The sequence below is a fragment of the Comamonas sp. DB36 genome, assembly GCF_057914905.1.
On record NZ_CP196631.1, the window covers coordinates 1,024,127 to 1,048,550 of the forward strand.

The following is a 24,424-nucleotide window of genomic DNA, read 5'->3' on the forward strand; positions in this document are numbered from 1 at the left end:
GGCATGAGGCAATTCCCTTCGGGGGGCGGCGGCCGGGCTTTTGAAGATGGGCTTTTTGCCTACAATGAAGCCCCAACCATCGCAGTTGCCCTAGATTGTTGGTTCAGGGCGCGTCCTTCAGTCGACGCGCCCTTTTTTCTTGCACGCGCTCTCCTTGTTTTTTTTCTTACCAGACGCCCTTCGTTGATGAAGCACATCAGAAATTTTTCCATCATTGCGCATATCGACCATGGCAAGTCGACTCTTGCGGACCGACTGATCCAACGCTGCGGCGGTCTCGCCGAGCGCCAAATGGAAGCGCAGGTGCTGGACTCGATGGACATCGAGAAAGAGCGCGGCATCACCATCAAGGCCCAGACGGCGGCGCTGCAGTACAAGGCCAAGGACGGCCAGGTCTACAACCTGAACCTGATCGATACGCCCGGCCACGTCGACTTCTCTTATGAAGTCAGCCGTTCGCTGTCGGCCTGCGAAGGCGCGCTGCTGGTGGTCGATGCCTCGCAGGGCGTCGAAGCCCAGACCGTGGCCAACTGCTACACCGCGCTCGATCTGGGCGTGGAAGTGGTGTCCGTGCTCAACAAGATGGATCTGCCCAACGCCGATCCCGACAATGCCAAGGCCGAGATCGAGGATGTGATCGGCATCGACGCGACCGACGCGATTCCCTGCTCGGCCAAGAGCGGCATGGGCATAGACGAGATTCTCGAAGCCATCGTCGCCAAGATTCCGCATCCCAAGGGCGAGCCCGAAGCGCCGCTGCGCGCGATGATCATCGACAGCTGGTTCGACTCCTATGTGGGCGTCGTGATGCTGGTGCGCGTGGTCGACGGCCAGCTCAAGAAGAACGAGCGCATCAAGCTGATGGCCACGGGCGCGGTATTCGAAGCCGGCTCGCTGGGCGTGTTCACGCCGGCCAACGAGCCGCGCGATGCATTGCGCGCGGGCGAAGTGGGCTATGTGATCTGCGGCATCAAGGAATTGAAGGCCGCCAAGGTCGGCGACACCATCACGCTGGAAAAGAAGCTGCCCAACAACCTGGGCCCGGCCACGCAGGCGCTGCCCGGCTTCAAGGAAATCCAGCCCCAGGTGTTTGCCGGTCTGTACCCGACCGAAGCCAGCGAGTACGACTCGCTGCGCGATGCGCTCGAGAAGCTGCAGCTCAACGACGCGTCGCTGCAGTACGAGGCCGAAGTCTCGCAGGCGCTGGGCTTCGGCTTTCGCTGCGGCTTCCTGGGTCTGCTGCACATGGAAATCGTGCAGGAGCGGCTCGAACGCGAGTTCGACCAGGACCTGATCACCACCGCGCCCAGCGTGGTGTATGAAGTGGTCAAGGCCGATGGCGAAGTGATCATGGTCGAGAACCCGTCCAAGATGCCCGACCAGGGCCGGATGGAGGAAATCCGCGAGCCCATAGTGACCGTCCATCTGTACATGCCGCAGGAGTATGTGGGCCCGGTGATGACGCTGGCCAATCAGAAGCGCGGCGTGCAGCTCAACATGGCCTACCACGGCCGCCAGGTCATGCTGACCTATGAGATGCCGCTGGGCGAGATCGTGCTCGACTTCTTCGACAAGCTCAAGAGCGTCTCGCGCGGCTATGCCTCGATGGACTACGAGTTCAAGGAGTTCCGCGCGTCCGACGTGGTCAAGGTCGACATCCTGCTCAACGGCGAGAAGGTCGACGCGCTGTCCATCATCGTGCACCGCTCGCAATCGGCCTACCGCGGCCGCGCCGTGGTCGCGAAGATGCGCGAAATCATCAGCCGTCAGATGTTCGATGTCGCCATCCAGGCGGCCATCGGTGCCAACATCATCGCGCGCGAAACCGTCAAGGCGCTGCGCAAGAACGTGCTGGCCAAGTGCTACGGCGGCGACATCAGCCGCAAGCGCAAGCTGCTTGAAAAGCAGAAGGCCGGCAAGAAGCGCATGAAGCAAATCGGCGCGGTCGAAGTGCCGCAGGAAGCCTTTCTGGCGATTTTGCAAGTGGAGGATTGATGCGAGCAATGCAATGGATCACGGCGGCCGTGCTGGCTGCTTTCTTGGGATACATAGGCGCCTGGTACCTGGGGATTCTGCAGGGCAACTTCTCGCTGCTGCTGTTCCTGGCCACGGTGGTGACCGGCGTCTACTGGATTGCCGAGCGCCTGTACTTCTGGCCGCGCCGGCGCAAGGCCGCGGCCTTGCTGGAAGAGTCCGTCATTGCGCGCCGCGCCGAGCTCGACCGCAAGGGCATTGCCAAGCTCGATCTCGAAGTCAGCCCCGAAGCCCGTGGCCGCGTGCTGATGCAGCCCTGGTGGCTGGACTGGACCGCGGGCCTGTTCCCGGTGATCGCCATCGTGTTCGTGCTGCGCTCCTTCCTGTTCGAGCCGTTCAAGATTCCTTCGGGCTCGATGATTCCCACGCTGATGATCGGTGACCTGATCCTGGTCAACAAGTTCACCTATGGCGTGCGCCTGCCCGTGATCAACAAGAAGATCATCGATGCCGGCAGCCCCGAGCGCGGCGACGTGATGGTGTTCCGCTATCCGCCCCAGCCCAACCTCGACTACATCAAGCGCGTGGTCGGCGTGCCGGGCGACGAAGTCGCTTACCTGAACAAGCGCCTGACGATCAACGGCCAGCCGGTGGAAACCAGCAAGCTGCCCGACTTCTTCGACAAGGACGAAATGCGCTATTTCCAGCAGTTCGAGGAAAAGATCGGCGACAAGCCGCACCGCCTGCTCAACAACGCCAACGTTCCGGCCTTCATTCAGGGCGCGAGCAATTTCGCCTTCCGCGAGAACTGCCGCTACAGCGTCGAAGGCGTGAGCTGCAAGGTGCCTGAAGGTCATTACTTCGTAATGGGCGACAATCGCGACAATTCGCTGGATTCGCGTTACTGGGGTTTCGTGCCTGACGAGAACATCGTCGGCAAGGCATTCTTTGTCTGGATGAACTTCGGTGACCTTCAGCGCATCGGTGGCTTCCACTGAACGCTGCCGCATATATTGGCCTGGGCCGAGGGGGCCCGCGACGAGGAGACGGGAACATGAGAATGCAAAGCATCGCCCGCCGCACGCGCCAGCGTGGGCTGTCCTTTCTGGGGCTGGTGTTTCTGGCGGTGGTCGCCGTCTCGGTGGTCGCGATTGGAGGACAATCCGTTCCCATCTTCATCGAATACCAGGCCGTGATCAAGGCCGCGAAGAAGGCCGCCCGCGAGGGCGCAACGGTGCCGGAAGTACGCGCCATCTTCGATCGGGCCGCCACGATCGACACCATTACTTCCATTCAGGGCAAGGACCTGGAGGTGACCAAGCACAACGAACGGGTGCAGGTTGCCTTCAGCTATTCCCGCGAGATCCATCTCGTCGGGCCCGCCTATCTCGTTTACCGTTTTGAGAAGCAGACTCCCTAGGTGCAACCCGGACTTATCGCATTGCAGCAGCGCCTGCAGTACACATTCAAAGACTCTGCCTTGCTGCAGCGTGCGCTGACGCACCGCAGTTTTTCGGCGGACCATAACGAACGCCTCGAGTTTCTCGGCGACTCGGTGCTCAGCCTGGCGATTTCTAGCCTGCTGTTCGAGCGCCTGCGCTCGCTGCCCGAAGGCGACCTGTCGCGCGTGCGCGCCAACCTCGTCAAGCAGGACACACTGCACCGCATCGCCGTGCGCCTGCAGCTGCCCGACGTGCTGCGGCTGGGCGAAGGCGAGTTCAAGTCGGGCGGCAAGCAGCGCCCGTCCATCCTGGCCGATGCGGTGGAAGCCGTGATCGGCGCCGTCTACCTCGATGCGGGCTACACGCCGGCCGAAGTGCTGGTGCACCACCTGTTCGAGAAGGTGGAAATCAATCCGCAGATGGATGCCGCCGCCAAGGACGCAAAGACCGCACTCCAGGAGTGGCTGCAGGGCCGCAAGATGAAGCTGCCGCAGTACCGTGTGGTGGCGACCACCGGCGCGGCGCACCGCCAGCAGTTTGAAATTGAATGCGCCATCGCCGAGATGGACCTGGTCGAGCGTGGCATGGGTGGATCCCGCCGCGCGGGCGAGCAGGCCGCGGCCGAGGCCATGTTGACCACATTGAAAGCAAAAAACCATGAATGACGCTACCCACGACGTAGCCGGCGACGCAGGCGAAGAGAACCCTGCGCAGGACGATATCGGTGCCATGCTGGCCGCGGCCGGCGCCCCGGTCCATGTCGAAGGCCAGCGCTGCGGCCTGATCGCCATTGTCGGCAAGCCCAACGTCGGCAAGTCGACGCTGATGAATGCCCTGGTCGGCCAGAAGATCAGCATCACTTCGCGCAAGGCCCAGACCACGCGCCACCGCATCACCGGCATCGCCACGCGCGAAGCCACGCAGTTCGTGTTCGTCGACACGCCGGGCTTCCAGACCCAGCATTCGACCGCGCTCAACAAGTCGCTGAACAAGACCGTCATGGGCGCGATCAGCGACGTCGACCTGATCCTGTTCGTCGTCGAAGCCGGCAACTTCACGCTGGCCGACGCCAAGGTGCTGAGCCTGTTCAAGCCCGGCATCCCCACGCTGCTGCTGGCCAACAAGCTCGACCAGGTGCACCGCCGCGCCGACCTCGCGCCCTGGCTCAAGAGCATGCAGGAGCGCCACCCGTTCACCGAATTCGTGCCCATGTCCGCGAAGAAGCGCGACGACATCCAGCGGCTGTTCGGCATCTGCGAGAAGTACCTGCCCGAGCAGGCCTGGTTCTACGGCCCCGACGAACTCACGGACCGCAGCGAGAAGTTCCTGGTCACGGAAACCGTGCGCGAGAAGCTGTTCCGCTTCACCGGCGATGAATTGCCCTACACCTCCACCGTGGTGCTGGACAAGATGACCGAGGAAAAGAGCAAGGAGCACAAGCGCTTCGTGCGCACCGCCGTGACCATCGTGGTCGAGCGCGAAGGCCACAAGGCGATGGTGATCGGCGACAAGGGCGAGCGCCTCAAGCGCATCAGCACCGAAGCGCGCCAGGAACTCGAGCGCCTGCTCGACGCCAAGGTGTTCCTCGAAGTCTGGGTCAAGGTGCGTTCGGGCTGGGCCGACGACGAAGCGCGCGTGCGCTCCTTCGGCTACGAGTGATTCCAGGCCAGCATGGCCGCCAAGCGCGTCTCCGACGAACCCGCGTTCGTGCTCCACAGCTATGACTGGAGCGAATCCAGCCTGATCCTGGAGGTGTTCACACGCCACCGGGGCCGGGTCGCGCTCGCGGCCCGGGGCGCGAAGAAGCCCACTTCGAATTTCCGTCCGGTGCTGCTGCCGCTGCAGCCGCTGCGCGTCACCTATACGCTGGGCGCCGAAGGCAATGCCGAGATCCACACGCTCAAGGGCGCGGAATGGGCCGGCGGCCATGTGATGCCCATGGGCGAGGCCCTGCTGTCGGGCATGTACCTCAACGAACTGCTGCTGCGCCTGCTGGCGCGCGACGATCCCTATGCGGCGCTGTTTGACGTCTACAGCGGCGTGGTGCGCGTGCTGGCCGGCACCCAGGGAGAAGCGCTCGAGCCCGTGCTGCGCGCCTTCGAGCTGGTGCTGCTGCGCGAGCTGGGCCTGCTGCCCGGGCTGGCCGAGGAAACCATGACGCTGTCGACGCTGGCCGTGGGCAAGCGCTACATGCTGGTGCCCGAAGGCGGTCTGCGCCAGGCCGCGGCCGGCGAGCGCGCGGCGCTCACGGGCGCGCAATGGCAGGCGCTGGAGCAGGCCCTGGGCACGGGCCATTCGCCCCAGGCCTATACCGCCACATTGCGCGCCGCCGCGCCCGTGGCGCTGGCCCTCAAATCCCAACTGCGCGCGCTGCTGCAATACCATTGCGGCAGCCCTTTGCTGCGCACCCGCCAGCTGATGATGGATCTGCAAAACCTATGACCACTTCCGCCACCTCTCCAACGACGCGCACCGCGCTGTCGGTCAATGTCAACAAGGTTGCGCTGGTGCGCAATACACGCCACCTGGGCATTCCCAGCGTGACGCGCGCCGCGCAGCTGTGCCTTGAAGCCGGCGCCCAGGGCATCACCGTGCATCCGCGGCCCGACGAGCGCCATATCCGCGCCAGCGACGTGCAGGAACTGCACGACCTGCTGCAGCAGTGGCCGCAGGCCGAATACAACATCGAAGGCAATCCCTTCCACAACCTGATGGACTTCATCCGCGCCCAGCGGCCCCATCAGGCGACCTTCGTGCCCGATGGCGAAGACCAGTTCACCAGCGACCACGGCTGGATCTTTCCCCAGGACGCCGAGCGCCTGGCGCCGCTGATTGCCGAATGCCGGGCCCTGGGCGTGCGCGTGAGCCTGTTCATGGACCCCATCCCCGAGCAGATGGCGGCCGCCAAGGCCGTGGGCGCGGACCGTGTCGAGCTCTACACCGAGCCCTATGCCGCAGCCTGGGGCACGCCGCAGCAGGCGCAGCAGCTTGAAAGCTACCGCGCCGCGGCCCAGGCGGCGCTGGATGCGGGCCTGGGCGTCAATGCGGGCCATGACCTGAGCCTGGACAACCTCGCGGTGTTTGTCGCTGGCGTGCCTGGCCTGCAGGAAGTCTCCATCGGCCATGCCTTGATTGGCGATGCGCTCGAGCGCGGTTATGCGGGCGCGGTCCAGGCGTACCAGCAATGCATTGACGCCGGCATGGCGCAAAAGAACGGCTGACACCATGATCTACGGCATAGGCACCGATATCTGCGATGTGCGGCGCATACGCGCGAGCCTGGAGCGTCTGGGCGATCGCTTTGCCGAGAAGGTGCTGGCCGAAGGCGAGCTCGCGACCTGGCGCGCGCGCAGTGCGCGCTGGCCGGACCGCGGCGTGCGCTACATGGCCACGCGCTTTTCGGCCAAGGAGTCGTTCAGCAAGGCCATAGGCCTGGGAATGCGCATGCCCATGACCTGGCGCCACTGCGAGATCGTCAACCTGCCCAGCGGCCAGCCCAGCATCGTGCTGCATGGCGCGTTGAAAGACTGGTTCGAGGCGCGCGGCCTGCAGGTGCATCTCACGGTGACCGATGAAAGCGACTACGCCGCAAGCTTCTGCGTGGTCGAGAAAAAAGCCGGATAGTTGCCGCCTGCGCCAGCGGTGCTGGCATCATCCGGGGCTTGATTGATTCTTGAAGGCCGGACATGACCGAGCACGCTCCCCTCATCATCGACATCGCGGGCACCGAACTCACGCCTGCCGACCGTACGCGCCTCGCGCACCCGCTGGTCGGGGGCATGATACTGTTCGCGCGCAACTGGCAGGACCGCGCCCAGCTGCTGGCGCTCACGGCCGACATCAAGGCGGTGCGCGCAGACCTGCTGATCTGCGTGGACCATGAAGGCGGGCGCGTGCAGCGCTTTCGCAGCGACGGCTTCACGCACCTGCCGCCCATGCGCGCCTTCGGCAGCATGTGGATGGACGACGGGAAGGGCGCGAAGCAGCGCGCAGGCAGCGGCGCGCTCCATGCCATGGACGCGGCCACGGCCGCGGGCTATGTGCTGGGCAGCGAGCTGCGCGCCTGCGGCGTCGATTTCTCGTTCACGCCCGTGCTGGACCTCGACTGGGGCGAGAGCGGCGTGATCGGCGACCGCGCCTTCCATTCGGATGCGCGCGTGGTCGCGGCGCTGGCCAAGAGCCTGATGCACGGCCTGCTGCAGGCCGGCATGGCCAATTGCGGCAAGCATTTTCCCGGCCATGGTTTCGTCAAGGCCGATTCGCACACCGACATTCCGGTCGACAGCCGCGGTCTGCAGGCCATTTTGGCCGACGACGCCGCGCCCTATCCGTGGCTGGCTTCGGTGCTGACCAGCGTCATGCCCGCGCATGTGATCTATTCCAAGGTCGACAAGCGGCCTGCGGGCTTCTCGGCCAAATGGCTGCAGGACATATTGCGCGGGCGGCTGCGCTTCGACGGCGCGATCTTCAGCGACGACCTGAGCATGGAAGCCGCGCGCCGGCTCGATGGCCGGACCCTGGACTTCACCGCCGCCGCGATCGAAGCCCTCAACGCGGGCTGCGACATGGCGCTGCTGTGCAACCAGAGCCTGGGCGACGGCGCTGCCGTGGATGAGTGGCTCGATGGCATGCAGGCCGCGCGCGACCAGGGCCGCTGGACGCCCAGCCCCGACAGCGAGTCACGCCGCCTGGCGCTGCTGCCCGAAACGCTGCCGCAGAACTGGGACGAACTGATGCTGCAGCCGGCCTACCGCAACGCGCTCGACCGTCTGCCCTGAAATGCGGTGTCAGGCGACGCTGCCATGGCGGCTCATGCGCGGGAGGACGCCATTTCGAAGAATGCGGGCACGCCGGGCGTGGCCTGACCCGACACGATGAAGTCCTGCCAGGCCAGGCCCAGGTCGGCCGTCTTGGCGAGCAGCACGGCCAGCTTTTCGGCATCGAGCGTGTGCAGCGGGCGGCGCACATTGAGGCTCACGGTATCGTCCTCGGGCAGCATGCCCAGGGTGGCGCCGGAGATTTCGGTCCAGAGGTGGTTGGCCTGCATCAGCGCGCGCGCGACCTCGTCCCAGCGGTCTTGGCCCGGCGCCGCCAGCAGGCTGCACAGCACCACTTCCGCGCGCTCGCCTTCGCCCTGAAGCTGCAGACCTATCGCCAGGTCATCGATGATGATTTCCTCGGTGGCAATCAGCGACATGGCCTCCAGCCCTATTTCTTGCGCAAGCATCGTCAAAAGATTCTGGTAGGACTCGGGCATGGGCGTTTCCTGATGGGAAATATGGACCGTGGTGAGTAACCATCGGTCCCCGCGAGTTCCCTTGCCCGGTCGGAATTTCAGGAGCGCGTGGTCAGTGCCAGGGCGGCGGCTTCTTCTTCGGGCGACGGCGGCGCATCTTCGGGAATGTGGGCATGGATTCCGCCTTTCCAGCGGCGCACCACGCGCTGGAAGATCAGCGAATTGGGAATCTGCAGCAGCGCGCCTTCGCGGTGGGCGGCGGATGCATCTTCCAGCGTGGTGTAGAGCATGTTGATGTCTACCACGCGGCCCTTGGCGCCGGGCTTTTCCGCGGTGTCGAGCAGTTCAATGTAGTCGCCCAGCCGGTAAGGGCCCACGGTGACGATCAGCAGCGCGCAAAACAGGTTGGACAGCACGCTCCAGGCCGCAAAGAACGCGACCGCGCCCACGGTCGCAAAGCCCGTGAAGGCCGTCCACAGCACGGTCGCGGAAACGCCCAGGCGTTCGAGTATCAGCAGCACGGTCGCGGCAATGATCAGCCAGCGGATCACGCCGCGCAGCGGCACCAGCAACTCGCGCGGCAGCGCATAGTGGGCTCCGGCGCGATAGATGACGCGCTTGAAGAACAGGTTGATCAGCCAGGCGGCAAACAGGATCAGCAGGATCTGCGAGGCCGGAATGAGTATTTCCAGCCAGTCCTGCAGCCAGCTGGGCAGGTGAATTGAAAGACGACGCATAGCTCCAATGGGGGTCAGCAAACAGAAAAGGTGGCCCCAAGCCTATCAGCTATCGCCTCATGCGTGACTGTTCATGCACCCTTCGGCAGTCTCAGGGTCAACGGCAGCGCCGCTTCACGCACTCTGTGCGGTTCAGGGAGTGCTTCTTTGTTCGATGGTGTCCATCTGCATCTCGAAGCTGAAGAAGCGGTCGCGCCCCTGTGCCTTGGCCGCGTACAGCGCCTGGTCGGCGCGCATCACCATGCTTTCGGCGTTGGTGCTCTCGTCGGGAATGCAGGTGGTGATGCCGCCCGAAAGCGTGAGCACCTCGCCCAGCGGGGAGTCGGGGTGGTGGATGGCGCGCACACGCAGCATCTTGCCCAGCGCGCGCGCGAACGTCATCGCGCCCGAGCGCGGCGTGTTGGGCAATATCATCGCGAACTCCTCGCCGCCATAGCGCGAGGCGACGTCGCGCGGGCGCATGCAGACATCGCGCAGCAGCTTGCCGACGGCGCGCAGGCACTCGTCGCCTTTGACATGGCCGCAGCTGTCGTTGTAGCGCTTGAAGTGGTCGAGATCGCAAAGCATCAGCGTCAGCGGCTTGTTGTCGCGCTGCGCCGAAATGATTTCCGCGTGCAGGATGCGGTCGAAGCCGCGGCGGTTGACCAGCCCGGTCAGCGCATCCATCTCGACCATCTCGTTGAGCCGCTGGTTGGCCAGATGCAGCTCGGCCGACATGGAAATCAGCCGGCGGCGCATGTCGAGCAGGCGGCGCATGGCACGCAGCTTGGCGACCAGCACGATGGGCTTGACCGGTTTGACGAGGTAGTCGTCGCCGCCGGACTCGATGCCGCGCCAGACGTCGAGGTCGGTGTCCAAGCCCGAAAGGAAAATGATCGGAGTCCAGTCGCCGGCCTCGGATTCGCGCATCTGGTGGGCCACGCCATAGCCGTCGAGGCCGGGCAGCCGGATGTCGAGCAGCACCAGGTCGGGACGGCGCAGCTTGAACAGCTGCAGCGCGATCTGGCCGTCGGCAGCTTCCATCACTTCGGTCACGCCCGCGTGCTGCAGTTCATGCACCAGCGAGGCGCGCATGGACGCCTGATCCTCCACGACCAGAACCGAAAATGGTGCGGTGTCCGTGGAGTGCGCGGTGAAACGGGCTGCGTGGGGCTCGATGGCTGGAGGAGGCTGTGTCGGTATCACATCGGTTTCCTGTGACTGGTGCCGGTTCGCAGGGTTTGTGTCCTTGCGAACCGGCCTGACCATTGCATGCAATGGCCCGCCAGCCTGAGTATGCCTGCCTGCAAAATGGCGGGAAGACGATACAAGTGTAAACGGGCGCCGCAACGCCGTCACAAGTTAACCGACAACAGTGCCTCAGTGTTCTCGGCGCAACGCTGGGAACAGGATCACGTCGCGGATGCTGGCGCTGTCCGTGAGCAACATCATCAGGCGGTCCAGGCCCACGCCGCAGCCGCCCGTGGGAGGCATGCCGTATTCGAGCGCGCGCACGAAGTCGTGGTCGAAGAACATGGCTTCGTCATCGCCGCTGTCCTTGGCATCGACCTGGGCGTTGAAGCGCGCGGCCTGGTCTTCGGCGTCGTTCAGTTCGCTGAAGCCGTTGCCGAACTCGCGGCCCGTGATGTAGAGCTCGAAGCGCTCGGTCACTTCGGGGCGCTCGTCGTTGGCGCGCGCCAGCGGCGAGATTTCGGTCGGGTGTTCCATGATGAACGTCGGGTTCCAGAGCTTTTCCTCGACCAGTTCCTCGAAGTACAGCACCTGCAGGCTCGCGAGCGTGCGGCCGGCCAGCTTGTTCTTCTCTTCGGTCAGGCCCAGCTTGCGCAGCGCGGGAATCAGCCAGTCGCGCTGGTCGACGTTGTCGCCGGCTTCGGTGTACTTGAGGATGGCTTCGCGAATGGTCAGGCGCTCGAACGGCTGGGCCAGGTCGACGGGCTTGCCGCCATAGGTCAGCTGCAGGCTGCCGACGGCCTTCTGCGCGGTGTCGCGGATCAGCTTCTCGGTGAAGTCCATCAGGTCGCGGTAGTTCCAGAACGCGGCATAGAACTCCATCATCGTGAATTCGGGGTTGTGCCGCACCGAAATGCCTTCGTTGCGGAAGCTGCGGTTGATTTCGAACACGCGCTCGAAGCCGCCGACGATCAGTCGCTTGAGGTAGAGCTCGGGCGCGATGCGCAGATACATTTCCTGGTCGAGCGCATTGTGGTGCGTGACGAACGGCTTGGCGTTGGCGCCGCCCGGAATGGGGTGCAGCATGGGCGTCTCGACTTCGAGGAAGTTGTGCTCGACCATGAACTCGCGCACACCGCTGATCGCCTTGGAGCGCGCGGTGAAGCGGCGGCGTGCGGCTTCGTCCATCATCAGGTCGACATAGCGCTGGCGGTACTTCTGTTCCTGGTCAGCCATGCCGTGGAACTTGTCGGGCATGGGGCGCAGGCTCTTTGTGAGCAGGCGCAGCGCCGTGACCTTGATCGACAGCTCGCCGGTCTTGGTCTTCATCAACGTGCCGTTGGCACCGATGATGTCGCCCAGGTCCCAGCGCTTGAACTGCGCATACAGCTCCTCGCCGATCGCGTCGCGCGTGATGTACAGCTGGATGCGGCCGCCGGTCGCGCCCAGCGAGCCGTCCTGCACCGTGGCGAAGCTGGCCTTGCCCATGACGCGCTTGAGCATCATGCGGCCGCCCACGCTCACGCTGACCGCAGCGGCTTCGAGGGCTTCGGCATCCTGCTCGGCATGCGCCGCCTGGATGTCGGCCACATGGTGCGTGGGCTGGAAGTCGTTGGGGAAAGCCACACCACCGCCCTGGGCCTGGGCTTCGCGCAGGCTTTTGAGTTTTTCGCGGCGCTCGGCGATCAGTTGGTTTTCGTCCTGCGGGGCGGCGGTATCGGCCGCGGAAGTGGTGTTGTTGTCAGACATGAAAAGAGCGCCAGCGGGCAAGCGCTGGTGGAACGGGGCCAAAACCCTTGATTTTAGTTTTTTTAGCCGGCTTGGGGCGAACCCATGTGCAATGGCCGTGGGGCCATTTGGGTTCGAGCCCGCAACCGTGCGCGTGCGGGCTCAAAAACCTATGCCCGTGCGTTCGAGCACATCGGCCACCAGTTCGAGCCGGACCAGCGGATTTTCAAGCTCCATCAGTTGCTGGCGCAGTGTCGTGGGCAGGGGCAGCAGCTCGCACCAGCGGTTGGCGACCCAGCCGCAGTCGTTCAGATGCAGGACATCGGGCAGGGCCAGGCCGGGATCATCGGCATGCTGGCTGCGCAGCGTGTGCAGCAGCTTGTCCAGCGCCTGGGCCGCGGCCTGCAGGTCTTCGGGCACGGGCACGGCCAGGTCGGCATCGATCATCTCTACATCGGCGACCCACAGGCCATGCGGCAGGCAGCGGCGCTCGCGTATGCGAAAGCGCTGCGTGCCCTGGCACAGCACATGCATCAACCCGGCCTGTGGAAACTGCAGTTGGGCAATCGTGGCCAGCGTTCCCACGGCGTGGAACTGCTCCGGCGGCGCGCCCGCATGGCGCACTTCATGGCCATCGCTGAGCGCCACCACGCCAAACGGCGCGCCGGCGCGCGCGCATTTGCGCACCATGTCCAGGTAGCGCACTTCGAACACGCGCAACGGCAGCCGCCCGCCGGGGAACAGCACGCTGCCCAGGGGGAACAGCGGCAGGGAAGTGAGGGTCAAGGGTAATGTCATGATGATACGCGCTGGCCCACTATCATCCCATGCTGAACCCGTCGCTGTCTTGCAGGCTCAAGCGACTGTCTTAGCCCATTCAATTCCTACATGTTTTTTCAAATCATCACCTTCTTGCTGGACGTCGTCGTCGGCCTGCTCACGGGCCTGTGCCTGCTGCGCCTGTACATGCAGGCCCAGCGCATCCCCTTCTCCAATCCCGTGGGCCGGCTGGTGTTCGCGCTGACCGACTGGATCATCCTGCCGCTGCGCAAGATCGTGCCCGCGTCCGGCCGCTGGGACGCATCCAGCGCAATCGCCGCCTACCTGCTGCAGATGCTGCAGTACGTGCTGCTGTGGCTCATGATGGGCGCGGGCGGCGGGCAAGCCCTGTGGCTGCCCTGGCTCGCGCTGTGCGGCGTGCTGCGCGTGGCGCTTTCGGGCTGCGTGGGCATCGTGCTGATCTACACCATTCTTTCCTGGGTGCAGACGCGTTCGCCCATTGCCATGGTCATGGAGCGCCTGGCCGAGCCGCTGCTGCGCCCGGTGCGCAAGGTGATGCCGCTGATCGGCGGCATCGATCTGTCGCCGCTGGTGCTGCTGGTGTTGCTGCAGATTGCATTGATGGTGCTGGGCTATGTTCAAGCTGGCGTGCTGATGTAACCCTTGTGGGCGTGGTTACAACATGCCTCTGCAGAGGGCAGGAGCCGGGTCTCGGCCCGGCAGCCGACTCACTTTTCTTGCTCGCACAAGAAAAGTAAGCAAAAGAATGCGGCCCTGCTGTCTGCGACCCTCCGCTGCGCTCCGGGCAACCTGCCGTGCTCGGTCCCGGGCTGCACCGCGGAACTCGCTACGCGCCTGCGGCGCTCCGCTCGGACAACCGCGGTGAGTCAGTTTACGTGGCCTCCGTGTCCTTCGGCACTCCGGCTCAGCCCGGGCCCTGCGCGCGGCAGGCGCAGCCAGAAGGGCGGGGAGGTTGGCACGCGCTGTGACGAAGCTGTGCAGCCTCTGAAACTGGCACGGCGCAGCAGGGGGACACCGAGCAAGGGCCGCCCCGCAGCGATGGTGTCGTCCCTGGCCGGGCGCCCCCCTCCACCGAAGGATGAGAGGGGGAAGCGCCGAAGGCGCTCAGGGGGTGCTTTTAAGCTACTGCGTCAGCCGGCAAACGCTGCAGCATCGCCAGGCTGTTGGCGATGGTGTCGCGCAGCTGGCGACGCTCGACGATCATGTCGACCGCGCCCTTTTCCTGCAGGAACTCGGCGCGCTGGAAACCTGGCGGCAGCTTGACGCGCACCGTGGTCTCGATCACGCGCGGGCCGGCAAAGCCGATCAGCGCCTTGGGCTCGGCAATCACGATGTCGCCGACAAACGCAAAGCCGGCCGACACGCCGCCCATGGTCGGGTCGGTCAGCACGCTGATGTAGGGCAGGCCCTTCTTGGCCAGGCGCGTGAGCGCGGCATTGGTCTTGGCCATCTGCATCAGGCTCAGCAGGCCTTCCTGCATGCGCGCGCCGCCGGTGGCGGTGAAGCAGATGAACGGCACCTTCTGCTCGATCGCGGTCTCGACGCCGCGCACGAAGCGCTCGCCGACCACCGAGCCCATGGAGCCGCCCATGAAGTCGAATTCAAAGCAGGCCACGACCACGTTGACGCTTTTCACGGCGCCGCCCATGACGATCAGCGCATCGGTCTCGCCGGTGTTCTCCAGCGCTTCCTTGAGGCGTTCGGGGTACTTGCGGCTGTCCTTGAACTTCAGCGGGTCGACGGGCACGACTTCCTGGCCGATTTCATAACGCCCTTCAGCGTCGAGGAAATGGTTCAGGCGCGCGCGCGCGCCGATGCGGTGGTGGTGGCCGCAGGTCGGGCAGACGTTCTGGTTCTTTTCCAGGTCGGCCTGATACAGCACGGTCTCGCACGATGGGCACTTGATCCACAGACCTTCAGGGATCTGGTGGCGTTCCGTCGGGTCGGTATGCTGGATTTTGGCAGGCAGCAGTTTTTCAAGCCAAGACATAAGTATTTCCTCTTTGCGCACCGCGCCCCCAAAGGGCGCGGTGCGGGGGTGCATTATGCGTCCAGAGCCTTGCGCACGCCGCGCAGGAAGTCAATGGTCAGCGGGACGACTTTTTCATGCGGCTGGTCGTTGAGCATTTCAATGATGCGGCTGCCGATGACCACCGCATCGGAAAACTCGCCTATCGCCTGGGCGGTCTGGGCATCGCGTATGCCAAAGCCCACGCCCACGGGAATGCTCACATGCTTGCGAATGCGCGGCAGCATCGCCTCGACGGCCGCCGGGTCCAGCGCCGACGAGCCGGTCACGCCCTTGAGCGAGACATAGTAGACATAGCCGCTGGCCACGCGCGCGACCTGTTGGATGCGCTCGTCGGTGCTGGTCGGCGCGAGCAGGAAGATCAGGTCCATGTCGCGCGCGCGCAGCGCGGCCGCAAAAGCCTCGCATTCCTCGGGCGGGTAGTCGACGATCAGCATGCCGTCGACGCCGGCGCTGGCGGCGTCGTTGACGAAAGCACCTTCGCCGTGGACCTGGTCATAGCGTTCGACCGGGTTCGCGTAGCCCATCAGCACCACTGGAGTGCTGTCGTTCTTCTGGCGGAATTCGCGCACATAGGCCAGCACCTGGACCAGACCCACGCCCAGCGCCAGCGCCTTGTCGCCGGCCTTCTGGATGGTCGGGCCGTCGGCCATGGGGTCGGAGAACGGAATGCCCAGCTCGATCACATCGGAGCCCGCTTCGACCATGCCGTGCATCAGCGCGGGCGTGATCGCGGCAAACGGGAAGCCGGCCGTGACATAGGGGATCAGGGCTGTGCGGCCTTCGGCCTGGAGTTTTTCAAATGTGGTGGCGATGCGGCTCATGCGGCAGGCCCTCCCTTGACAGTCAGACCGCGCATCGAAGGGCGGTCATAGAAATCTGCGCCCGACAGGTCGGCAACGGTGCCTATGTCCTTGTCGCCGCGGCCCGAAAGATTGACCAGGATGGACTGGTCGGGGCGCATCTGCTTGGCCAGCTTCATCGCATAGGCGACGGCATGGCTGGACTCGAGCGCGGGAATGATGCCTTCGGCGCGGCACAGGTAGTGGAAGGCCTCGAGCGCTTCGGTGTCGGTGATGCCCACATATTCGGCGCGACCGATTTCCTGCAGCCAGGCATGCTCGGGGCCCACGCCCGGATAGTCGAGGCCGGCGCTGATGCTGTGCGTCTCTATGATCTGGCCGTCATCGTTCTGCAGGATGAAAGTGCGGTTGCCGTGCAGCACGCCCGCGCTGCCGCGCTGCAGCGACGCCGAATGCTTGCCCGAATCCAGGCCTTCGCCCGCGGCTTCGACGCCGATCAGGCGCGTGGCCTCGAACGGAATGTAGGGATGGAAGATGCCGATCGCATTGCTGCCGCCGCCCACGCAGGCCACGACCGCGTCGGGCTGGCCGCCGTTCAGGAACTCGGGCATCTGCGTCAGGCACTCGGTGCCGATCACGCTCTGGAAATCGCGCACCATCATGGGGTAGGGGTGGGGGCCCGCTGCCGTGCCGATGATGTAGAACGTGCTGTCGACGTTGGCGACCCAGTCGCGCATGGCTTCGTTGAGCGCGTCCTTGAGCGTCTTGCTGCCCGATTCCACGGGCACGACGGTCGCGCCCAGCAGCTTCATGCGGTAGACGTTGGGGCTCTGGCGGCGGATGTCCTCGGCGCCCATGTAGATGATGCACTCGAGGCCGTAGCGCGCGCAGATGGTGGCCGTGGCCACGCCGTGCTGGCCCGCGCCGGTCTCGGCGATGATGCGATTCTTGCCCATGCGCTTGGCGAGCATCGCCTGGCCGATCACGTTGTTGATCTTGTGCGCGCCGGTGTGGTTCAGGTCTTCGCGCTTCAGGTAGATCTGCGCGCCGCCCATTTCGCGGCTCATGCGATCCGCGTGGTAGACGGGCGAGGGACGGCCCACATAGTGGTTGAGCTCGGACTCGAACTCGGCGACGAATGCGGGATCGTGCTGGTAGCGCGCGTAAGCGTCGCGCAGTTCGATCAGCGCATGGGTCAGGGTTTCACTGGCAAAGCTGCCGCCATAGCGACCGAAATGCCCGGATGCGTCGGGGTGCTGGTATTCAAACATTACAAATTCTGCCGTGGTTGGGCATCGGCCGCACGCACAGCGGCAACGAAGCGGTGGATCTTGTCGGCGTCCTTGACGCCTTTGAGAGGTTGGCCGTCGGGGCCCGTGGCTTCTACGCCAGAGCTGATATCAACGGCAAGCGTCTTGCAACGCGGGCGCACCTGCCGAATGCCATCGGTCACGTTTGCAGGCGTGAGTCCACCAGACAAAACGAGGTGAGAGGCTACGCTTGGAGGAAGGAGTGACCAATTGAATGCCTTGCCGCCGCCGCCATATCCGTCCACGTGGGCATCGAGCAATATGGCTTGGGCATGAGAGTAACGCTGAGCATATTCTACGAGGTCGAAGCCGGCTGCGGCGTCACCAAGGGGAATCCTTGCTGCGCGCAGGAAAGGCCGCTGGCCGCCGCTGGCTTCGAGGCATTGCGCGGGCGTCTCGTCGCCATGGAATTGCAGGCAGGCGCCGGGAATTTCCGCGCAGGCCTGCTGCACGCGTGCCGCGGTCTCGTTGACGAACAGCAGCACGGGCGTGACGAACGGCGGCAGGCGGCGCGCGAGTTCGGCGGCGCGCGCGATGCTCACCGCACGCGGGCTGGGCGCGTAGAGCACGAAGCCGATCGCGTCGGCGCCCGCGGCCACGGCCTGGTCCACATCTTCTTCACGCGTGAGGCCGCAGATCTTGATGCGCGTGCGCAGCGCTGTAGCGATGGTCGTATTCATGGCAGCCAATCGAATGCCGCGGCGCGCGTCGGCAGGCCCCAGGCCGGATCGTAGACCGGACCGAGGAAGTAAAGCCCGTCGGGCGAGAAGGTGGGGGCCGCGGCATCGCGCGAACGCGCCGCGAGCACGGTCTGCATCCAGTCCACGGGCTGTTTGCCCTGGCCGATGGCGATCAGGCAACCCATGATGTTGCGCACCATGTGGTGCAGGAAGGCGCTGCCTTCGAACTCGAAATGCCAGTAGCAGGTTTCCATCGGCGGATCACCGGGACGGCCCAGGCCATGCAGTCGGCTGAGCGCATCGCCCGCGGGTGCGGTGCGGCGCGAGATGTCGAGCCGGTGCAAGGTCTTGATGGGGCTCTTGGCCTGGCAGGCCGACGCCCGGAAAGACGAGAAGTCATGCTCGCCCAGCAGCTGGCGGGCCGCGGCCTGCATGGCCGCGCCATCGAGTTCATGGAACACCCAGCCCACGCGGCCGGCCTCGACGCTGGGGCGCACCGGCGACTGCAGCAGCACATAGGCGTAGCGCCGGCGCGTGGCGCAAAAGCGCGCGTGGAAGTCGTCGCCCACGGGCTGGGCCCATTGCACGGCGATGTCGGCGGGCAGGAAGGTGTTGGTGCCGCGCACCCACGAATAGGGCGTGCGCGAAAGGTCGGTGTCGAAATGCGCGACCTGCATGATGCCGTGCACGCCCGCATCGGTGCGGCCGGCGCAGACCGTGGGCACGGCCTGGGTGGCAAAGCGGCCCAGCGCCGCTTCGAGGTGGTCCTGCACCGTGTTGCCCGAGGTCTGGCTCTGCCAGCCGTTGTAGCGCTGGCCGTTGTAACTCACTCCCAGGGCTATGCGCATGGCAAGTCCTTGCCGCGGGCGCCAGGCGCCGCGTTGATCTGCAGAAAAAACATCAATCGATTTCGGAAAGCAGGCGCTGGGCGCGTTCTTTGAGTTCACCTTGCGATTCTTCGATGACTTCCTCGATCAGCGTGCGCGCGCCGTCGCTGTCGCCTATGGCCGCGAACTCCTGGGCCAGCGCCAGCTTGGTCGCCAGCGGGTCCTCGGCCGCGGCCTGGCTGCTTTGCGACAGCGCCTCGGCGGGAGCGTTATTGCCCAGGTCCAGGGAAAGGCCGCCCAGGTCGAATTCGAGGAAGTCGAAGGCCGGCGCCGCGGCGGGCGCTGCCGCTGTGGGGCCGGGCTTGGCCGCGTCGCTGTCCTCGAGTTCAAACAGCGGGGTGTCGAAGGTCGGTGTCGGTGTCGGTGCAGCGTCGGCAACGGCGGGAGCCTCGGCCGGCGTCAAAGCGGGCTCGGACAGGCTGAAAGGTTGCGGTGCAGGCGCTGGTTCAGGCAGCGGTTCTGCGGCGGCCGGAGCGGCAGCGGCCGCCGCGGCACCGGCCGCCGCGGCACCGGCCGCCGCGGCATCGGCCGGCGACGTTGGTGCCTCCTGGTCGAGCGTGAACTCGAGATCGGGCAGGGCGCTGCCGGCCGCTTCGGGCTGGTCCGGCACGGGCGGCAGATCGGCCAGAGCCTCGAAAGTGATTTCAGGCTCTGCGGGAACTGCGGGCTGCGTCGCGGAGGCGGGCTGCTTCCAGATGGGCTCGATAGGCTCGAAGTCGATGTCGCGCGGCGTTTGCGGCGCAGGTTCCACGGGGGACTGTACAGTGGCGGGCACTGTCGGTTCGGTCGCAGCGGAAGGCAGATCGAGGTCCAGGCTCAGGTCCAGGCCGGGCAGCGCCGTGGGTTCGGCGGGGGCGGATGGCGTCGCTGCAACTGCGGCTGCGGCCAGCGTGCCCGCAAAGGACGCCTGTGCGAGCGCGCGGTCGTCCACCGCGCTGCTGCCGTGCGGCCCATCGGCGGCGGCCTGGTACAGCGCATTGGACGGATCGAGTGCGCGGCCCTGTTCGGCCAGATGCAGCCACTCCGCGCCCTGGCCATTGGTCAGCATGAACACGGTCTGGGCCACGGCTTCGAAAGCCTTGCGATCCTGGCGCTTGGCGTAGATGTCGGCGAGTTTCTGGTGCAGTGCCAGGCGTTCGGGCTGGCTGCGCAGCGCTTCCTTGAGGATTTCTTCGGCTTGCAGGTCGCGACCGTAGGCCAGATAGACATCGGCTTCGGCCACCGGGTCGACTTCGCCGCCGGTATCGAGCTGGCTGTGCGAATAGGCCGTGGAGCTGCCGAATTGCGTCTGCGCCGTGTCGACCTGCTGGCCCTGACCGGCGGCAAACACCGAATCGGGGTGCAGCAGGCTGTCGCCTGCGGCATCCTGCTGGCGGCGCTTCTGTACGCGGCGGTAGCCGGCATAGCCGAGCAGCAGGGCCAGCAGGCCCGCACCCGCGAGCGGCAGCATGGGGTCTTCGCTCAGCGTGTCGATGAAGCCCGGCGGTTCGGGCGTGGCCTGTGCGGGTGCGACGGGAGCTGCAACTGCCGGCGCCGCAGCCGGCGCGGGAACTGGAGCGGGGGCCGCAGCGGCAGCGGCATCCGTGGCAGCGGCTGTGGTATCTGCCGGGGCGGCGTCGGCTGGCGGCGTGGCACCATCGGCTGTCGCCGGAGTGCCCGGCGTCGCAGCGGCGCTTGCCGCGGTGGCCGGTGCAGGAACGACCGCCGCGGGCACAGCCGGCACGCCCGGCGCAGGGGCTGCGCCGGCTGCTGCGGTCGCCGCAGTGCCGGCCGCGGCAGCGCCCGCCGCCGGGGCACCGGCCGCGGGAACGCCCGCCGCCGGGGCGCCGGCCGCCGGGGCGCCGGCCGCAACATTCTGCAGCTCGTTGAGGTTGCGTGAGAGTTCGGAGAGCCGCTCGGACTGGCTCTGCGCCTGTTTTTCCCGGGCCAGGCGTTCGTCGGCGTTCTGGCTGCCCTGGAGCGCGCCCTTGGACAGCGTGAGCTTGTCGGGTGCGGCGGTCGAGGCTTTCTTGTCCTGGACCTGGGCTTCGACGTTGCCGCTGGCGCTGCGCTGGGCCGCGGTCACGGCCGCGAGCGGCGCCGCGCCCGCGAGCCGGCGGCGATATTGGTTGAAGTCCTGGCTTTGCGCGGCGACGATCTGCCGCGCTTCGCTGGCCGATACGGCTTGCGCCGCGGCTTCATCAGGCATTTCGACCACGGCGCCCGCCGTCATGCGGTTGACATTGCCGCTGATGAACGCATGCGGGTTGGCGCGCAGCATCGCGACCAGCATCTGGTCCAGCGACACGCCTGCCGGGCGATAGCCCTGGGCCAGCCGGCTCGCGGTATCGCCCGGGCGTACCGTCAGCGAGGACGGCTTCTGCGTGCTCGCCGGCGCCTTGCGCGCTGCCGCGGTGACCTCGGCCTGCGCCGGCACGCGCGCCGGCGTGCCGCGCGCGGAAGCCGATGGCTGGGAGGCGGGGGCGCTGATTTGCGCTGCCGAGGACATTTCCTGGACGGACTGGCGTCCCGCGGGCGGGTCGAGCAGCAAGGTATAGCTGCGCACCACATGGCCTGCGGCCCAGGAGGCGTCGATCACCAGGTCGACAAAAGGCTCGGCGACGGGCTGGGTGCTGGTCAGGCGCAACAGGGCCGAGCCATCGGGGCGGCGCTGCAGCTGCACCTGGAACTGGCTGGCGGTGGCCGTGTATTCCATGCCCTGGGCGCGGAAAACGGCGGGCGTGGCGATGGTCGCGCGCAGGCTGTCGGCTTCGGCCGCAGTGATCTGCGGCAGCTCCACTTCCGCGCGCAGGGGTTCTCCCAGCGCGGACTGGATGCTGATGCGGCCCAGCGCCAGCGCCCAGGCTTCAGTGGCCGTCAGGCTGACAGAGACGAGGGCCGCTGCGGCCAGCGCAGAGAGTTTCCAACGATGCATGGTGGCGTCGACTTCTGTGGTTGTGCGGCCCGGGCGAGCGGCATAGTTGTTCTCAGGAATGACCGCCGTGCCGGCACAGCGTGCGAATCATAGTGAAAAATACCTTAGCAGCAATGCATAGCAGTGACAAGCCAAGGTGAAGAGGGCATTGTCCAACACCTGACGGGCAAGGCAGGGCGACACGCCCGGGGAACGCGCCAGATGTTGTCCCTGGGCAACGAGAAACCGCCCCCCAGCCCATTTTGCATGGTCCGGAGGGCGGCAATCGGCAGAAAAGGCTGCGGCGCAGGCCGCGGCCCGGTCCCAGCTTACTTGTCGAGCAGGATGCGCAGCATGCGGCGCAGCGGTTCGGCCGCGCCCCACAGCAGCTGGTCGCCGATCACGAAGGCCGACAGGTACTCGGGGCCCATGTTGAGCTTGCGCACACGGCCCACGGCGACTTCGAGGCCGCCGGTCACGGCCGCGGGCGTCAGTTCCTTGACGGTCACGGCGCGGTCGTTGGCGACGAACTTGACCCAGGGGTTTCCTGTCTGGATCAGCGTCTCGATCTCGGCCAGCGGCAGGTCATGCTTGAGCTTGATGGTCAGCGCCAGCGAGTGGCAGCGCATCGCGCCTATGCGCACGCACAGGCCGTCGACGGGAATCACGGCGCTGGTGCCGAGGATCTTGTTGACTTCGGCCTGGCCCTTCCACTCTTCCTTGGACTGGCCGTTGGGCAACTGCACGTCGATCCAGGGGATCAGGCCGCCGGCCAGCGGGGCGCCGAAGTATTCGGTGGGCACATCGTTGCGGATGGTGTGCGCGACCTGGCGGTCGATGTCGAGAATGGCCGAGGCGGGCGTCGCGAGGGCGTCGGACACGGCGGCGTGCACCACGCCCATACCCTTGAGCAGCTCTCGCATGTGGTTGGCGCCACCGCCCGAAGCTGCCTGGTAGGTCATGGAGCTGACCCATTCGACCAGGCCGGCCTTGAACAGTCCCGAAAGGCCCATGAGCAGGATGGAGTTGGTGCAGTTGCCGCCGATCCAGTTCTTGCCGCCTGCGGCGAGCTTGGTCTGGATCAGGTCGTCATTGACCGGATCGAGAACGATGACGGCATCGTCTTCCATGCGCAGCGACGAGGCGGCATCGATCCAGTGGCCTTGCCAGCCGGAAGCGCGCAGCGGGCCGAACACGGCCTTGGTGTAGTCGCCGCCCTGGGCGGTGATGATGATGTCGCAACGGGCCAGTGCCGCGATGTCGTTCGCGTCCTGCAGCGTGGTGTGGGTGCGGGCCTGGGCGGGCGCCTTGCCGCCGGCGTTCGACGTGGAGAAGAAAATCGGCTCGATCAGATCGAAGTCACCTTCGGCCTGCATGCGGTCCATCAACACCGAGCCGACCATGCCGCGCCAGCCTACCAAACCTACCAACTTGCTCATTTTCAACGCCCCTGTGGTTTAAGAAACAATGTTCGACCAGACTGGGACCCGGCTCGTCTGGCCGGGAGAGGGCGCGCGACGAACCGGGCTGGGTCAGCCTTTAATCGTCGTAATGGTGATTGCGCGCGCAGCCACGGCTGCCGCAGACGCAGCTGCCGTGCAGGCAGTGGTCAAAGGGGCGGTGCGGGAATGGGCGGCAAACATAGTTCGGTATTGTAATGGATTCCCCGCAGGCGCAGTCAAGCTGCGCACCTGCATGGTTGCAGGACGGCTGTCAGCCGGCGATGCTCATGACGCGACCGGCTGACAGCCTGCAGCCTCAATAGGCCATCACGGTGGCGCTGTGGCCCAGGTGGTTGTGCATCGACAAGCCTTCGAAAGCGTACGCCGCCGTGTAGTCCGCGTCGAAGTCTTCCAGGCCTTCGGCGGCTGCAAACGCATTCATTCCGATCTGCACGACTTCTTGCGCGCCGTCGAAATAGTCATGGTCATCGCCGGGAGCGCTGGAATCGCCTTGCGCGCTGCTGCCCAGGCTGGCCGCCAGCACCGAGGTCGACAGCACTTCGACGGGGACCAGGTTCGTGACCTGGGCCATGGCCGCGTGATCGAAATCAACGGCGAACGCGTCGAACTCCATAGGCTGGCCCGAAAGCACGGTCCAACCGTCCTTGGCCGCATCCGCGGCCAGGCCGGCCAGATGTTGGGCATCCTGCAGCAGCGCATGGCCCAGCGCCGGGGCCTGGACCTGCACTTCAGCCCAGATCGCCGAACCGGCTTGCGCGGCCTTGTCGGACAACAGGGCGTAGCCGCTCTTGAGCGCGCTGTAGCCGAAGTCCAGCAGCTTGCTGCCCGCTGCGCCGGCGAGTTCGGCGGCCATGATGGCGCTGCTTTTTGCCGGGGCATCGGCCGCGCTGCCGAATTGCCAGGCGTGGGCGCCGACCAGTGCCTTTTGGGCCAGATCCTTGACGCCATAGGCCAGGACCGGTGCGGCATTTGCCACTTCGCCCACGGCGTCGAGCGCTGCCTTGCCTACCTTGTCGGCAGCGGCTGCCGCTGCCAGCACGGGCAACAGGGCGACATCCTTCGCCAGATTGGTCGAGGTGGTCCAGTTGATGTTGTTGCTGTTGCAGTACTTCGCGATTTGAGGGAAGTAGGACGGTGCAGCGTTCCAGAGGCTGCTCAGGTTGTTGTAAATGAAGCTCATGGGTTAAAAAGTTTGATTGCATGAAATCAGGGTGCGCGTCTGGCTCACCCCGGAGGCTTTGCTGTGTGCAACCGTCTGCGAGGTCTTGCGG

The 24,424-nt window shown here is 65.6% G+C and carries 23 protein-coding genes; 10 read left to right on the forward strand and 13 right to left on the reverse strand.

The features are described 5' to 3' along the window. Positions 1-186: 186 nt before the first annotated feature. From lepA to nagZ, 9 genes are all read left to right on the forward strand, one after another. Positions 187-1,995, forward strand: coding sequence for a translation elongation factor 4 (gene lepA, locus ACSVDO_RS04845; RefSeq protein WP_489595163.1), 1,809 nt, complete (start codon positions 187-189; stop codon positions 1,993-1,995). Further along, the gene (gene lepB / locus ACSVDO_RS04850) at positions 1,995-2,972 is read left to right on the forward strand and encodes a signal peptidase I (RefSeq protein WP_332549800.1); all 978 of its coding nucleotides are present in this window, start codon (positions 1,995-1,997) and stop codon (positions 2,970-2,972) included. The genes lepA and lepB overlap by 1 nt, the downstream gene beginning before the upstream one ends. A gap of 62 nt (positions 2,973-3,034) precedes the next feature. After that, the gene (locus tag ACSVDO_RS04855) at positions 3,035-3,394 is read left to right on the forward strand and encodes a DUF4845 domain-containing protein (RefSeq protein WP_332536753.1); all 360 of its coding nucleotides are present in this window, start codon (positions 3,035-3,037) and stop codon (positions 3,392-3,394) included. Beyond that, positions 3,395-4,081, forward strand: coding sequence for a ribonuclease III (rnc, locus tag ACSVDO_RS04860; protein WP_119558760.1), 687 nt, complete (start codon positions 3,395-3,397; stop codon positions 4,079-4,081). Then, positions 4,074-5,075, forward strand: coding sequence for a GTPase Era (gene era, locus ACSVDO_RS04865; RefSeq protein WP_332536756.1), 1,002 nt, complete (start codon positions 4,074-4,076; stop codon positions 5,073-5,075). Before rnc ends, era begins: the two co-directional genes overlap by 8 nt. 12 nt (positions 5,076-5,087) lie before the next feature. Continuing rightward, on the forward strand, positions 5,088-5,858 hold the full coding sequence (gene recO, locus ACSVDO_RS04870) for a DNA repair protein RecO (protein ID WP_489595165.1): 771 nt from the start codon (positions 5,088-5,090) through the stop codon (positions 5,856-5,858). Beyond that, a complete protein-coding gene (locus tag ACSVDO_RS04875; RefSeq protein ID WP_489595167.1) occupies positions 5,855-6,637 on the forward strand; it encodes a pyridoxine 5'-phosphate synthase in 783 nt (260 codons plus the stop codon). The genes recO and ACSVDO_RS04875 overlap by 4 nt, the downstream gene beginning before the upstream one ends. 4 nt (positions 6,638-6,641) lie before the next feature. Then, complete coding sequence (gene acpS, locus ACSVDO_RS04880; protein ID WP_332549798.1) at positions 6,642-7,040, forward strand: holo-ACP synthase; 399 nt, start codon at positions 6,642-6,644, stop codon at positions 7,038-7,040. Positions 7,041-7,102: 62 nt separating this feature from the next. Then, complete coding sequence (gene nagZ, locus ACSVDO_RS04885; RefSeq protein ID WP_332536760.1) at positions 7,103-8,194, forward strand: beta-N-acetylhexosaminidase; 1,092 nt, start codon at positions 7,103-7,105, stop codon at positions 8,192-8,194. A gap of 32 nt (positions 8,195-8,226) precedes the next feature. Here nagZ and ACSVDO_RS04890 read toward each other — a convergent pair whose 3' ends face one another. The 5 genes from ACSVDO_RS04890 to ACSVDO_RS04910 all read right to left on the reverse strand — a co-directional run bounded on the left by ACSVDO_RS04890 (position 8,227) and on the right by ACSVDO_RS04910 (position 13,085). Continuing rightward, a complete protein-coding gene (locus ACSVDO_RS04890) occupies positions 8,227-8,643 on the reverse strand; it encodes a type III secretion system chaperone (protein WP_332536761.1) in 417 nt (138 codons plus the stop codon). A 107-nt stretch (positions 8,644-8,750) separates the two neighbouring features. Further along, on the reverse strand, positions 8,751-9,389 hold the full coding sequence (locus ACSVDO_RS04895) for a mechanosensitive ion channel family protein (RefSeq protein ID WP_332536762.1): 639 nt from the start codon (positions 9,387-9,389) through the stop codon (positions 8,751-8,753). 132 nt (positions 9,390-9,521) lie between these two features. Continuing rightward, a complete protein-coding gene (locus ACSVDO_RS04900) occupies positions 9,522-10,547 on the reverse strand; it encodes a GGDEF domain-containing response regulator (protein WP_332536788.1) in 1,026 nt (341 codons plus the stop codon). Between the two features lie 201 nt (positions 10,548-10,748). Continuing rightward, a complete protein-coding gene (gene lysS, locus ACSVDO_RS04905) occupies positions 10,749-12,308 on the reverse strand; it encodes a lysine--tRNA ligase (RefSeq protein ID WP_489595170.1) in 1,560 nt (519 codons plus the stop codon). Positions 12,309-12,449: 141 nt separating this feature from the next. Continuing rightward, positions 12,450-13,085, reverse strand: a complete 636-nt coding sequence (locus ACSVDO_RS04910) for an LON peptidase substrate-binding domain-containing protein (RefSeq protein WP_489595172.1) — start codon at positions 13,083-13,085, stop codon at positions 12,450-12,452. 90 nt (positions 13,086-13,175) lie between these two features. Here ACSVDO_RS04910 and ACSVDO_RS04915 point away from each other — a divergent pair, with 90 nt between their 5' ends. After that, positions 13,176-13,727 carry a YggT family protein gene (locus ACSVDO_RS04915; RefSeq protein ID WP_489595174.1) on the forward strand — a complete coding sequence of 184 codons (552 nt, stop codon included), beginning with the start codon at positions 13,176-13,178 and terminating at the stop codon, positions 13,725-13,727. A gap of 478 nt (positions 13,728-14,205) precedes the next feature. Here the strand turns inward: ACSVDO_RS04915 and accD are convergent, their stop codons facing one another. The 8 genes from accD to ACSVDO_RS04955 form a co-directional block, all read right to left on the reverse strand. Next, positions 14,206-15,078 (reverse strand): acetyl-CoA carboxylase, carboxyltransferase subunit beta, encoded by an 873-nt coding sequence (accD, locus tag ACSVDO_RS04920; protein ID WP_332536769.1) that lies wholly within the window; start codon positions 15,076-15,078, stop codon positions 14,206-14,208. 53 nt (positions 15,079-15,131) lie between these two features. Next, positions 15,132-15,941 carry a tryptophan synthase subunit alpha gene (gene trpA / locus ACSVDO_RS04925; protein WP_332536771.1) on the reverse strand — a complete coding sequence of 270 codons (810 nt, stop codon included), beginning with the start codon at positions 15,939-15,941 and terminating at the stop codon, positions 15,132-15,134. After that, positions 15,938-17,191, reverse strand: coding sequence for a tryptophan synthase subunit beta (gene trpB / locus ACSVDO_RS04930; protein ID WP_332536773.1), 1,254 nt, complete (start codon positions 17,189-17,191; stop codon positions 15,938-15,940). Before trpB ends, trpA begins: the two co-directional genes overlap by 4 nt. Continuing rightward, a complete protein-coding gene (locus ACSVDO_RS04935) occupies positions 17,191-17,910 on the reverse strand; it encodes a phosphoribosylanthranilate isomerase (protein WP_332536774.1) in 720 nt (239 codons plus the stop codon). Before ACSVDO_RS04935 ends, trpB begins: the two co-directional genes overlap by 1 nt. Continuing rightward, positions 17,907-18,758, reverse strand: coding sequence for a tRNA pseudouridine(38-40) synthase TruA (gene truA / locus ACSVDO_RS04940; protein WP_489595176.1), 852 nt, complete (start codon positions 18,756-18,758; stop codon positions 17,907-17,909). The genes ACSVDO_RS04935 and truA overlap by 4 nt, the downstream gene beginning before the upstream one ends. A gap of 52 nt (positions 18,759-18,810) precedes the next feature. Beyond that, entirely contained in the window at positions 18,811-21,711 is a 2,901-nt protein-coding gene (locus ACSVDO_RS04945; RefSeq protein WP_489595178.1) for a motility hub landmark protein FimV, read from the reverse strand. A gap of 308 nt (positions 21,712-22,019) precedes the next feature. Next, complete coding sequence (gene asd, locus ACSVDO_RS04950; protein ID WP_489595180.1) at positions 22,020-23,129, reverse strand: aspartate-semialdehyde dehydrogenase; 1,110 nt, start codon at positions 23,127-23,129, stop codon at positions 22,020-22,022. A gap of 319 nt (positions 23,130-23,448) precedes the next feature. Further along, entirely contained in the window at positions 23,449-24,333 is an 885-nt protein-coding gene (locus tag ACSVDO_RS04955; protein ID WP_489595182.1) for a hypothetical protein, read from the reverse strand. Positions 24,334-24,424: the final 91 nt, after the last annotated feature.